Source organism: Kitasatospora sp. NPDC050543 (genome assembly GCF_044457565.1).
In the GTDB taxonomy this organism is placed as follows: Bacteria; Actinomycetota; Actinomycetes; order Streptomycetales; family Streptomycetaceae; genus Kitasatospora.
Map to the genome: position 1 here is coordinate 238180 of NZ_JBITGZ010000002.1, position 12790 is coordinate 250969.

The following is a 12790-nucleotide window of genomic DNA, read 5'->3' on the forward strand; positions in this document are numbered from 1 at the left end:
CGTGGCAGACAGGGTCTGGCGGCTGCTCGGCGTGGTGGTCCTGCTCTCGGGGATGCTGAGCGGCGCGGCGGGTGCCTGGGCGAAGATCGCGCACCAGCGCACGGTCAGGGAGCACACCTACCCCGAGCGGATCGGCTACCTCGCGGTGGACGGCGGCAGCGCCGACGTGCGGATCAAGGCCGGCGCACCGGACCGCGTGGTGGTGCGGACGACCGTGGACTGGGCGGTGAGGATGCCCGTGGTGGACCAGACCCTGGCCGACGGCGCGCTCAAGGTCACCGTCCGCTGCTCCGCGCTGCTCGGTGTCAACGTGCTCGGGTGCGGGGTCCAGCTGGAGATCGAGGTCCCGGCGGACGTCTCGGTCGGCGCCAGGGTCACCAGCGGGAGTCTCCAGGTGCGCAGCCTCTCCGGCGCCGTACGGGTGGAGAGCACCAGCGGTGAGCTGAAGCTGGACGGTGTCAGCGGCTCGGTGGCCGCCACCACCGCCTCCGGGCCGGTGGTGGCGGTGAACCTCGGCTCCGCCCTGGTGCAGACCCAGGCGGAATCCGGCCCCGTGCGGATCAGCTTCATCCGGCCGCCCCAGTCGGTGACGGTGTCCACCAGCTCCGGGCCGGTGGACATCACCGTTCCCACCGGCTCGCACTACCGGGTGACGGGGCGCTCGGACACCGACACGCGTACGGTCGCGCCGGGGCTGCCGGACAACAACTCGACGAACGGCATCGACGTCACCACCACCTCGGGCCCGGTGCGCATCGGCACACCGTCGGGGAGGTAGGCCGTCGGGGAGGCACACCGTCGCGGAGGCAGGCCATCGGGCCCGTAGCCCGTCGCGGAGGCAGGCCGTCGGGGAAGTAGGCCGAGTGGGGGAGAATGAAGAGTCCCGCCCCCCTCACCCCGAGGACCCGCCCGCATGACCGCCACGCCCGACACCGCCGCGCCCGACACCGCCGCGCCCGGTACCGCCCCGGCCACCTCCGAGTTCGCGCCGCTGACCATCGGCCCGATGCAGGTGTGGCCGCCCGTCGTGCTGGCGCCGATGGCGGGCATCACCAACGCCCCGTTCCGCACCCTGTGCCGGGAGCAGAGCGGCGGCAAGGGCCTGTACGTCTCCGAGATGATCACCACCCGGGCCCTGGTCGAGCGCAACGCCAAGACCATGCAGCTGATCCACTTCGACCCGAGCGAGAAGCCCCGCTCGATCCAGCTCTACGGGGTGGACCCGGCCACCGTCGGCAAGGCCGCCCGCATGATCGCGGACGAGAACCTCGCCGACCACATCGACCTCAACTTCGGCTGCCCCGTCCCCAAGGTCACCCGCAAGGGCGGCGGCTCGGCGCTGCCGTACAAGCGCAACCTGCTGCGCGAGATCCTGCGTGAGGCGGTCGCGGGCGCCGGCGCGCTGCCGGTCACCATGAAGATGCGCAAGGGCATCAACGACGACCACCTCACCTACCTGGACGCCGGCCGGATCGGCGCGGAGGAGGGCGTGGCCGCGATCGCCCTGCACGGGCGCACCGCCGCCCAGCACTACGGCGGCACCGCCGACTGGTCGGCGATCGCGCGGCTGCGCGAGTCCGTCCCGGCGCACATCCCGGTGCTGGGCAACGGGGACATCTGGTCGGCGGACGACGCGCTGCGGATGATGCGCGAGACCGGCTGCGACGGCGTGGTGGTCGGGCGCGGCTGCCTGGGCCGGCCCTGGCTGTTCAAGGACCTGGTCTCGGTCTTCGAGGGCGTGAGCGACTACGCCCGGCCGTCCTTCGCGGACGTGGCCCGCGCGATGCTGCGCCACGCCGAGCTGTTGGGCGAGTGGATGGGCGACGAGCAGCGCGGCGTGGTGGACTTCCGCAAGCACGTCGCCTGGTACACCAAGGGCTTCTCGGTCGGCTCCGAGCTGCGGGTACGGCTGGCGAACTCCAGCTCGCTGGCCGAGCTGGGCGAGACGCTGGCGCTGGTGGAGCCGACCCAGCTGTGGCCGGCCGGCGCCGACGGACCGCGCGGGCGGACCAGTGGCAACAACCGGGTGGTCCTCCCCGAGGGGTGGTTGGACGATCCGTACGACTGCGTCCTGCCGAGCGCGGACGCCGAACTGGACACCTCTGGCGGATGATCTGGACGATCCGGCGAAGTGGCCCCGCGAGGGGCTGATGCCGGACCGGCTGAGCCCTCTTGGACAACCTGGCCAAGAGGGCTCCTTCTTGGCCCAATCCGGTGACACAGCGCACGTCTGCATGGACACAGTGCGACTATCGGCCGACCGTGGCTACGTACGACTGGTGAGATGGGTCCGTGACTCTTGCCACACGCGGTTGCCGCTGACGCCAGGTCAGGTGCGGTTTTGGCCACCTTGTACGGGCGACGCTTCCCGAAGGGGGTGTGTGGAGGATGGGGCGGTCGGGGTGCAGGAAATCAAGCCGGGGCAACACGATGGGGTGCTCGTCGCTACCCTCTGTCCGCTTAGTGTGATCTTCGTGTTTCCATGCATTCAAGAGTCGAACGCTCGCTAGCGTCATCCGGACGATTTCACCAACAGAGGTGAACGCCCTGACGGGCATTAGATCTGTTGGGTTACCGCAGGGTACGAGCCCCGTACGGCCTATTGGCGGCGCAAAAGTGCCTTCGAAATGGGTATGTTCTCCGGCGTCAGGGCCACCGTGTGCGAGGAGACCGACCCGTGCCGTCCCAGCAGAAGTTTGTTTACTCCTTCACCGAAGGAAACAAGGACCTCAAGGATCTTCTTGGCGGCAAGGGCGCCAACCTCGCCGAGATGACCAACCTTGGCCTCCCGGTCCCCCCGGGGTTCACCCTCACCACGGAGGCCTGCAAGGTCTTCCTGGAGACCGGCAGCGAGCCCGCCTCGCTCCACGAGGAGGTCAGCGCCCACCTCGACGCCCTTGAGCGCGAGATGGGCAAGAAGCTCGGCCAGGCCGACAACCCGCTCCTGGTGTCCGTACGTTCCGGCGCCAAGTTCTCCATGCCCGGCATGATGGACACCGTCCTGAACATCGGCCTCTCCGACGAGTCGGTACTCGGCCTGGTGGCCCAGTCCGGCAACGAGCGGTTCGCCTGGGACTCCTACCGCCGCCTGGTCCAGATGTTCGGCAAGACCGTGCTGGGCGTCGACGGCGAGCTGTTCGAGGAGGCCCTGGACGAGGCCAAGCAGGCCAAGGGCACCACCAACGACCTGGACCTGGATGCTTCCGACCTCCAGGAACTGGTCGAGGTGTTCAAGGCCATCGTGCTGCGCGAGACCGGCCGGGCGTTCCCGCAGGAGCCGCGCGAGCAGATGGACCTCGCCATCCACGCCGTCTTCCACTCCTGGAACGGCGACCGCGCCCGGCTGTACCGCCGCCAGGAGCGCATCCCGAACGACCTGGGCACGGCGGTCAACGTCTGCTCCATGGTCTTCGGCAACCTCGGCGAGGACTCCGGCACCGGCGTCGCCTTCACCCGTGACCCCTCCACGGGCGCCGTCGGCGTGTACGGCGACTACCTCTCCAACGCCCAGGGCGAGGACGTGGTCGCGGGCATCCGCAACACCCTGCCGCTCAGCGAGCTGGAGAAGCTCGACAAGAAGTCGTACGACGAGCTCATGGCGATCATGCACAAGCTCGAACTGCACTACCGCGACCTGTGCGACATCGAGTTCACCATCGAGCGCGGCAAGCTCTGGATGCTCCAGACCCGGATCGGCAAGCGCACCGCCGCCGCCGCCTTCCGGATCGCCGTCCAGCTGGTCGACCAGGGCCTGATCGACCTCGACGAGGCGCTGTACCGCGTCAACGGCGCTCAGCTCGCCCAGCTGATGTTCCCGCGCTTCGCCCCCGACGCCACCTCCAAGCGCGTCGCCTGGGGCCTCGCCGCCTCGCCCGGCGCGGCGGTCGGGAAGGTGGTCTTCGACTCCTACACCGCCGTCAAGTGGTCGCGCTCCGGTGAGAAGGTCATCCTGGTCCGCCGGGAGACCAACCCGGACGACCTGGACGGCATGATCGCCGCCGAGGGCATCCTCACCTCGCGCGGCGGCAAGACCTCGCACGCGGCCGTGGTCGCCCGCGGCATGGGCAAGACCTGTGTCTGCGGCGCGGAGGAGCTGGAGGTCGACACCAAGCGCCGCCGCTTCACCACCGCCGACGGGCAGGTCGTGGAGGAGGGCGACGTCGTCTCCATCGACGGCGCGACCGGCAAGGTGTACCTCGGCGAGGTACCCGTGCTGCCCTCCCCGGTGGTCGAGTACTTCGAGGGCACCCTGCACGCCGGCGCCGACGTCCAGGGCGGCCTGGTCCAGGCCGTCCACCGGCTGATGTCGCACGCCGACGTGCGCCGCCGCCTCGCCGTCCGCGCCAACGCCGACAACGCCGAGGACGGCGGGCGCGCCCGCCGCTACGGCGCCCAGGGCATCGGCCTGTGCCGCACCGAGCACATGTTCCTCGGTGAGGAGCGCCGCAAGGAGGTCGAGCACCTGATCCTGGCGGACAACGACAAGGACCGTGAGTCCGCGCTCGGCACCCTGCTGCCGCTACAGAAGGGCGACTTCCTGGAGCTCTTCCAGGCGATGGACGGGCTGCCCGTCACCGTCCGGCTGCTCGACCCGCCGCTGCACGAGTTCCTGCCCGACATCACCGAGCTGTCGGTGCGCGTCGCCCTCGCCGAGGCCCGCAAGGACCCGAACGAGAACGACCTGCGGCTGCTCCAGGCCGTGCACAAGCTGCACGAGCAGAACCCGATGCTGGGCCTGCGCGGTGTGCGTCTCGGCCTGGTCATCCCCGGCCTGTTCGGCATGCAGGTCCGGGCGATCGCCGAGGCGGCCGCCGAGCGCAAGCTGGCCGGCGGCGACCCGCGCCCGGAGGTGATGATCCCGCTCGTGGGCACCGTCCAGGAGCTGGAGATCGTCCGGGACGAGTGCGAGCGGGTGCTCGCCGAGGTCTCCTCCTCCACCGGTGTCCAGCTGGACATCAAGCTCGGCACCATGATCGAGCTGCCGCGCGCCGCCATCACGGCCGGCCAGATCGCCGAGGCCGCCGAGTTCTTCTCCTTCGGGACGAACGACCTCACCCAGACGGTCTGGGGCTTCTCCCGCGACGACGTGGAGGCCTCGTTCTTCACCGCGTACCTGGAGAAGGGCATCTTCGGTGTCTCCCCGTTCGAGACCATCGACCGGGACGGCGTCGGCGCGCTGGTCAAGCAGGCCGTCGTAGCCGGCCGGGCCACCCGCCCGGACCTCAAGCTCGGCGTCTGCGGCGAGCACGGCGGCGACCCGGACTCGGTGCACTTCTTCCACGAGGCGGGGCTGGACTACGTCTCCTGCTCCCCCTTCCGGATCCCGGTGGCGCGCCTGGAGGCAGGCCGCGCCGCCCTTGAGACGGCGGGCAGCGACTCGCGCTGACCGCGGCCCCTCCCGGCCAGGCATCGGCCGGGAGGGCCCGCACCCGGCGCGGTCCCCATCGCTGACCGCACACCCCCTCCCCAGGGGAGGGGCGTACACCGGAGCTCGGCGCAGGAGAACCGGCGTACGTAACGCGGCCGGGGCACGACGGACAACGGCGTCCGTCCGCCCCGGCCGCGTGCTGTTGCGCCAAGCGGGTGATCCCGCGCGCCCCGGGCAGCCGCGGCCGGCACCCGGCGGGGCAAGCTGGAGCGCATGACCGGCCGAAACCGCCTGATCACCACGGCGATCCTGCTCTTCGTCGCCATCGTCGCCGCGGCCGTCTACGCCCTCAACGGCAAGGACCGTGCGCCCACCGACCACCCGCCCACCGGCGGCGCGCCCACCACCGCGGCGCCCACCGCAGGCGCGACCGGTGCCCGCGCGCCCTCCGCAGGCGCGTCCTCCGCAGGCTCGACCTCCGCCCGCGCGTCCTCGGCCCGCCCGTGGGTCCCCACCGACTCCGTGCTGGCCGACGTCTGCCAGAGCCGGCTCCCCGGCCAGGCCCGCGACACTCTCACCCTGATCGCGGCCGGCGGTCCCTTCCCGTACCGCTCGGACGGCGTCGTCTTCGGGAACCGCGAGGGCCGCCTGCCAGGCCGCCGCACCGGCTACTACCACGAGTACACCGTCCTCACCCCGGGCTCCGCCGACCGCGGCACCCGTCGGATCGTCACGGGCGCCGTCGGCGAGGAGTACTGGACGGGCGACCACTACGCGACCTTCCAGGAGATCGACCCCCGCTGCTGACCCTGCCGCCGCCCAGCAGCCACGCCCTCCGCCCGCGCGTCCCCCACCCCGCTCGCCGGCCGTTCACGCCCCGGAGTGGGAAGTCGGCCGGGCCGGCTTCTCACTCTGAGAAGATGGTCGCGATGACGACACCCACCACACCCACAGCCGGTGATCCCGCGCTCGACTCCCTGCACGGCCTCTCCGTCGGGGACGCGCTCGGCGCCCAGTTCTTCGTCCCCGGGGCCTTCGCCCACCTCGCCAACGGCACCACTCCACCCGGCCCCTGGCCGTGGACGGACGACACCGAGATGGCCTGCTCGGTGTACGCGGCCCACACCGAGCGCGGCCGCATCGACTCCTTCGACCTGACCCACGCCTTCGCCCGGCGGCACGACTTCGACCGCGGCTACGGCCCGGCCGCCAACCGGATGCTGCGGCTCGTCCGGGAGGGCGGGGACGCCGCGCGGCTCGCCGCCGAACTGTTCGACGGCCAGGGCTCGTACGGGAACGGCGCCGCGATGCGGGTCGCCCCGCTCGGCGCGGCGTTCGCCGCCGACCCGGAGGCGGTGATCGAGCCGGCCGCCGCCACCGCGGTGATCACCCACACCCACCCGCAGGCCGTCGACGGCGCGATCGCGGTGGCGGCGGCCGCCGCCTACGCGGTCCGGGCCAGGACCGAACCCACCACACCTGAGCGGCTTCTGAAGGAGGTTCACCGGCTGACCCCGCTCGGCGCCGTCCGCGACGGCATCGCCGAGGCCATGGCGCTGCTGGGCGAGCGGGACCTCCGGGTGGCCGCCCGGGTGCTCGGCAATGGCAGCCGGGTCAGCGCCGCCGACACCGTGCCGTACGCGCTCTGGTGTGCCGCCCGGCGGCTGGCCGACTACCCGGCCGCGATCTGGGAGGCGATCGGCGCGGGCGGCGACGTCGACACCGTGGCGGCGATCGCCGGCGGCGTCGTCGCGGCGCACACCGGCGCGGCTGGCATCCCGGCGCCCTGGCTGGCCGCCCGTGAACCGCTGCCCTCCTGGGCGACCCCGGAGCCAGCGAGCGTCGCCGACGGCTCTCCCGCCCACCTGCCGATCCGGCTGCCGCGCCCGCATCCCGTGCCGGACGTGGTCTGGACGGACGAGCAGTGGCAGCGCCTCCGCCGCGGGCTGGGGCCGGCGGACCACGACGACCGCTGGGCCTCCTACACCCGCGAAGGCGTCCTCCACCTGCACCGGGCCGGGACGGGCCACGGGATCTGGGAGATCACGGTGGCGCCCGTGCGCGGGGGAGGCTGGCGCCCCGTCTCCGTGCGCGTCGAGGCGGACCCGGTCCGCTACCGGGCGGCCTCCGACCTCCAGCAGCTCACCGTGCTGCTGGCGCTGGGCCACGACGGCCAGCGGCGCGCCGGCCGCTGAGCCACCGCTCCCGCCTGCCCGCCCGGCCTGCCTGCCCGCCGGTCCGGCGCGCTCCTGCCGGGCCGGGCGCTCGATCCGCTGCCGTGAACACCGGTCCCGCGGTGTTCACGGCAGCCGTCAGGCGTGGATCAGCTGCCCGTTGCCGCCGCCGTGTCTAAGGCACTCCTGGTTGATCGCCCGGTCCGGGGCGCTGGGCGAGGTGGCGGCGGCGATCCGCAGCTCGATGATGTCCCGGACGGCGGGCCACTCCTCGTCCAGGATCGAGTAGAACGCGGTGCTGCGCACGACCCCGTCCAGACCGCGCGAGTGGGCCCGGCGCACGCCCTCGCAGGTCGCGCCGAGCCGCTCGATCGCGGTGCACGAGCGCAGGTTGCGGGCGTCGGCGCGCAGCGAGATCCGCTGGACGCCCCAGTGCTCGAAGGCGTACCGCAGCATCAGCAGCTTGGCCTCGGTGTTGATGCCGGTGCCCTGGGCGCGCGGGGAGAGCCAGGTGTTGCCGATCTCGGCGGCGTCCGGCACGGCGGTGGCCGGGTCACCGAACGGCACGCCGGGGGCCGGCGGCCAGACCAGCGGGCCCTGCCAGTAGTCCAGCTCCAGGAAGCGGGTGGACCCCACCACCCGCCCGTCGGCGAGGTTCACCGTCGCGAACGGCAGCGAGCGGCCCGCCGCCTGGTCGGCGAGGGCGCGGGCGACGTACTCGCGGGCCGCTTCCAGGCCGTGCGGGACGGGGGTGAAGGCGTAGGTCGTACGGTCCTCGGCGCCGGCCTCGGCCAGGGCCTGGGCGTGGTGCGCGGCGAGGGGCTCCAGCCGCACGGCGCGGCCGGTGAGGATGACAGGTACGGGCACGGAACCTTCGGTCCTTCGGCAGTCGTAGGGGCCCGTACGCCGGGGTACGGCGGGCGGGACGGCGGGACGTTCGCCCCGGCTCCGGGGGCACCGCCGGTCTGCGCGTACGCCGGAGGTCCGGTCGGTACGGCGGGGGCGGCGGCCCGGAGGCGGGCAGCGCGGTGCCGGAACCGGCGCGGGTCTACGTGCCGGTCAGGCGGGATGAGCGAGGGGACAGTGTGCGTCCGCGATATGGCCGAGGAGGAAACGAGAGCGCGAAGGGAAGCAGGCGGCCAGGTGAAGGCAAGATGCGTCGTGGGTGGCTGGCCGAGCAGCGGTCCGGGTCGTGATCGACGGCGTTACGGACGACGTGACGACGACGCGACGATGCGAGGCAGCGAGAGGACGATACCCGCAAGAAGGCGGTGCGTCACTTCGCGGCACGCGAATGGGGGCGAGCGTGTCCCGGGCCGAGGTCCGGCCGGGCGCCGGGCGGGCCGGAAGTCTGCCCGGCGCGCGGCCTCCCGGGGCGAATGAGGGGCCGTGACCAGGGGCTTTGCCGCGGGGTGCGATGATTCTCGGGCGGAGCGGCCGGCCGGGCGGGGCGGGGCGGGCTTCCCGGGGGGAAGAACACCCGCAGCGGGAATGTCAGCGGCGCCCGACACGCTGGACTGAGCGAGAGGCCCGTGCGCGGAGCAGTCCGCGGGTGGGCCTGCCGGTCCGGGAGCGGTGAACGCCCTCGGACGGGGCCGGACGAGGCAGACGACGACGAGTAACGAACGGGGTTGGGTTCGCGGTGCGTGATCCCCAGGCGCTGTACGAGCTGGATCAGCAGGGCGTGGCCGCCGTGGCCGCCGCGAACGCGGCCTTGGGCGACACCGGCGCCGGTCTCGTGCTGCTCCACCACTTCGAGGGCTTCATGGACGCGGGCGAGGCCGGCGGCCAGGTGGTGACGCACCTGCTGGAGCAGGGGTCGCCGCAGGTCGTGGCCCGCTTCGACCACGACCGCCTGGTGGACTACCGGGCCCGCCGGCCCGCGATGGTCTTCGACCGCGAGCGCTGGACGTCCTACGCCCCGCCGGAGATCCTGCTCCAGCTGGCGCACGACGCGGCCGGCTCGCCGTTCCTGCTGCTCAGCGGGCCCGAGCCGGACGTGGAGTGGGAGCGTTTCGCGGCCGCCGTACGTGAGCTGTGCGAGCGCTTCGAGGTGCGGCTGGCGCTCGACTTCCACGGCATCCCGATGGGGGTGCCGCACACCCGCCCGGTCGGCCTGACACCGCACGGCAACCGGCTGGACCTGGCCGCCGGGTACCCGCAGTGGTTCGAGCAGGCGCAGGTGCCCGGCAGCGCGCAGGCGCTGCTGGAGTACCGGCTCGCCGAGGCCGGCCACGACGTCCTGGGCTTCGCCGTCCATGTGCCGCACTACGTGGCGCGGGCGACGTACCCGGCCGCGGCCGTGCTGATCCTGGAGGCCGTCCAGTCGGCGACGGGGCTGCTGCTGCCGGGCAAGGCCCTGCGCGAGCGGGTCGGCGAGGTGTACGCGGACATCGAGGAGCAGCTGGCCCAGGGGGACGGCGAGCTACGCTCGGCGATCCGGGGGATGGAGGGCCAGTACGACGCGATGGCCGGGGCGGAGAGCCGCGAGAGCCTGCTCGCCGAGGCGGTCGACCTGCCCTCGGCGGACGAGCTGGGGCGGCGCTTCGAGCAGTTCCTGGCGGAGCACGAGCGCGGCCCGGAGTAGTCCGGGCGTACCTGCGGCCCCGGGCGCGGCGTAGGCGCACAGCAGGCGGGCAGCGCCCGGCGGACGGCGGCGGCTGCCCTGGGCGCGGGCACCGGACGCCCTGAGGCCGGCGGATCGGGAGTGATCGGTGCGGTCCGTTCGTTGGGGATCCCGAGGTGCCCGGGGGAGCGGGCGTCGCGTCGAGTACGGGCTGACTCCATCCCGGGGGGAACTGTGCAGGTCAAGAGGGGTTCGACGGTGGGTGCCACGGCCGCGGTGGCGCTGGCTCTCGCACTGGCGGGCTGTTCGGGCGGGGCGGCCTCGCCCGGGCCCGGGCCGGTCACGTCGTCCGCGACGCCGCCCCCGCCCAGCGGCCCGTACGCGGCGCTCGGCGACTCGTACACCGCGGGGCTGAAGATCGCGCCCCAGGTCGGGGAGCCGCGGGGCTGTGCGCGCTCGGGGGCGAACTACCCCTCGCTGGTGGCGAAGGAGCTGGGCCTGGCGGAGGCCGACTTCCGGGACGTCAGTTGCAGTGCGGCCCGGACGGTCGATCTGACGGGCGCCCAGAAGACGGACGGCGGGCAGAACCCGCCGCAGCTGGACGCGCTGTCCGAGGCGACCCGGCTGGTGACGCTCGGGATCGGCGGCAACGACGCGGGCTTCATGGAGGTCATCGGCGAGTGCGCCCGGGACAACCTGGTGAAGGCCGTGGTCGGCGCGGTGACCGAGCGGGCACCGGGGGGCGCGCCGTGCCGGGACCACTACATGTCGGGCGGCTCCGACCAGTTGCGGGGCCGGATGGACGCGGCGGGCGAGCGGCTGGGCGGGCTGCTCCGGGAGATCCGGCGGCGCGCCCCGCAGGCCCGGGTCTACCTGGTCGGGTACCCGTCCCTGCTTCCGGCCGACCCGGCGGCGTGCGCCCCGGTGCTGGGCAAGGTCGTCACGGCGGGCGATCTGGGCTTCCTGACCGAGAAGGAGCGCGAGCTCAACGCGATGCTCAAGCGTCAGGCGGAGGCGGCCGGCGCGGGGTTCGTGGACACCGCCGCACCGTCCGCCGGCCATGACATGTGCGCGGACGAGGCGTCCCGCTGGATCGAGCCGCCGTTCCCGGCTCCGGGGCTGGCTCCGGTACACCCGAACGCCAGGGGCCAGCAGGGTGTCGCGGCGGCCGTGCTGAAGGCCGTCCGGGGGTAGGTCCCGGCTTCGGCCCGCCGACCCACCCGCCGACCCACCCGCCGCCGAGCCCGGGCGCGGCGGTCCATCCGTCGGCGCAGCGCCCGCGCACCCGGCGCGCACCATGCGATCCGCGCCTGTTCACGCGCCCGCCACGCGCGGCAGCCCCCCGCTGTCGGACCGGCGGCGTACCGTGACTGCCAATGGATGACACCGCGTACCGAACCGCCACCCCGTACGATCCCGCCGACGAAGCCCGCTGGGTGCCGGAGCCGGACAAGCGCCCCGGCCGGACGGCCTTCCAGCGTGACCGCGCCCGCGTGCTGCACTCCGCCGCGCTGCGCCGGCTGGCCGGGACGACACAGGTGGTGGCGCCGATGCGCAGCGACTTCCCGCGGACCCGGCTGACGCACTCGCTGGAGTGCGCCCAGGTCGGCCGGGAGCTCGGCGCGGCGCTCGGCTGCGACCCGGACCTGGTCGAGGCGGGCTGTCTGGCGCACGACATCGGCCACCCGCCGTTCGGCCACACCGGCGAGGAGGCACTCGACCAGGCCGCCGAGGCCTGCGGCGGCTTCGAGGGCAACGCGCAGTCCCTGCGGATCCTCACCCGCCTGGAGCCCAAGCGCTTCGCGCCCGCCGAGGAGGCCGGCACCCGGCTCGCTCCCTGGCCCGGCCGCAGCGTCGGCCTGAATCTGACCCGCGCCGCACTGGACGCGGCCACCAAGTACCCGTGGGCGCGCGGCGCCCACCCGAGCGACCCGGGCTCCACCAAGTACGGCGTCTACGCCGACGACCTGCCGGTCTTCCGCTGGCTGCGGGCCGGCGCCCCGCCCGAGCGCAAGTGCTTCGAGGCGACGGTCATGGACTGGTCGGACGACGTCGCCTACTCCACCCACGACGTCGAGGACGGCCTCCAGGCCGGCCACATCGACCCGGCGGCCCTGCGCTCCACGGTGGAGCGGGCCGAGCTGTTCAAGGTCGCCGGGCGGTACGCCCCCGACGCCGACCCCGAGGAGCTCGCCGAGGCGCTCGACCGCCTGCACCGCCAGCCCTGGTGGCCGCGCACCTACGACGGCTCGGCGCGCGCCAGGGCCGGGCTGAAGGACCTCACCAGCCAGCTGATCGGCCGCTTCTGCCTGGCTGCCGAGCAGGCCACCCGGGCCCGCTACGGCCCCGGCCCGCTGACCAGGTACGCGGCCGAGCTGGTCGTCCCGCGCGAGGTCCGGCTGGAGTGCGCCGTCCTCAAGGCGGTCGCCGTCCGGTACGTGATGCAGCGCGACGAGCAGGCCCAGCTCCGCTCCCGCCAGCGGATCGTGATCGCCGAGCTGGCGTACGTCCTCACCCAGCGGGCGCCGGACGGGCTGGACCAGGTCTTCGCGGCCCGGTACCAGGAGGCCGAGGACGACCGCGCCGCGCTGCGGGCCGTGATCGACCAGATCGCCACCCTCACCGACGCCTCGGCGCTCGCCCTGCACTCCCGCCTGGTCGGGGCGGCCTGGAAGTGACCCG

Annotated in this window: 9 protein-coding genes; 8 read left to right on the forward strand and 1 reads right to left on the reverse strand. The window is 73.6% G+C overall.

All coding sequences use genetic code 11. The features are described 5' to 3' along the window. Position 1 precedes the first annotated feature (1 nt). The 5 genes from ACIBH3_RS03440 to ACIBH3_RS03460 all read left to right on the forward strand — a co-directional run bounded on the left by ACIBH3_RS03440 (position 2) and on the right by ACIBH3_RS03460 (position 7563). Positions 2–778, forward strand: a complete 777-nt coding sequence (locus ACIBH3_RS03440) for a DUF4097 family beta strand repeat-containing protein (RefSeq protein WP_396310162.1) — start codon at positions 2–4, stop codon at positions 776–778. A 135-nt stretch (positions 779–913) separates the two neighbouring features. Continuing rightward, a complete protein-coding gene (gene dusB, locus ACIBH3_RS03445) occupies positions 914–2113 on the forward strand; it encodes a tRNA dihydrouridine synthase DusB (RefSeq protein WP_396310163.1) in 1200 nt (399 codons plus the stop codon). A gap of 564 nt (positions 2114–2677) precedes the next feature. Then, entirely contained in the window at positions 2678–5386 is a 2709-nt protein-coding gene (ppdK, locus tag ACIBH3_RS03450) for a pyruvate, phosphate dikinase (RefSeq protein ID WP_396310164.1), read from the forward strand. 255 nt (positions 5387–5641) lie between these two features. After that, a complete protein-coding gene (locus ACIBH3_RS03455) occupies positions 5642–6175 on the forward strand; it encodes a ribonuclease domain-containing protein (protein WP_396310165.1) in 534 nt (177 codons plus the stop codon). A gap of 122 nt (positions 6176–6297) precedes the next feature. Continuing rightward, a complete protein-coding gene (locus tag ACIBH3_RS03460) occupies positions 6298–7563 on the forward strand; it encodes an ADP-ribosylglycohydrolase family protein (protein ID WP_396310166.1) in 1266 nt (421 codons plus the stop codon). Between the two features lie 117 nt (positions 7564–7680). Here the strand turns inward: ACIBH3_RS03460 and ACIBH3_RS03465 are convergent, their stop codons facing one another. Continuing rightward, positions 7681–8409, reverse strand: a complete 729-nt coding sequence (locus ACIBH3_RS03465; RefSeq protein ID WP_396310167.1) for a GNAT family N-acetyltransferase — start codon at positions 8407–8409, stop codon at positions 7681–7683. Between the two features lie 775 nt (positions 8410–9184). On the opposite strand from ACIBH3_RS03465, the gene ACIBH3_RS03470 reads away from it, so the two are divergent. From ACIBH3_RS03470 to ACIBH3_RS03480, 3 genes are all read left to right on the forward strand, one after another. After that, the gene (locus ACIBH3_RS03470; protein WP_396310168.1) at positions 9185–10129 is read left to right on the forward strand and encodes a PAC2 family protein; all 945 of its coding nucleotides are present in this window, start codon (positions 9185–9187) and stop codon (positions 10127–10129) included. Between the two features lie 237 nt (positions 10130–10366). Next, the gene (locus tag ACIBH3_RS03475; protein WP_396310169.1) at positions 10367–11302 is read left to right on the forward strand and encodes an SGNH/GDSL hydrolase family protein; all 936 of its coding nucleotides are present in this window, start codon (positions 10367–10369) and stop codon (positions 11300–11302) included. A 182-nt stretch (positions 11303–11484) separates the two neighbouring features. Continuing rightward, positions 11485–12786, forward strand: a complete 1302-nt coding sequence (locus ACIBH3_RS03480; protein ID WP_396310170.1) for a deoxyguanosinetriphosphate triphosphohydrolase — start codon at positions 11485–11487, stop codon at positions 12784–12786. Positions 12787–12790: the final 4 nt, after the last annotated feature.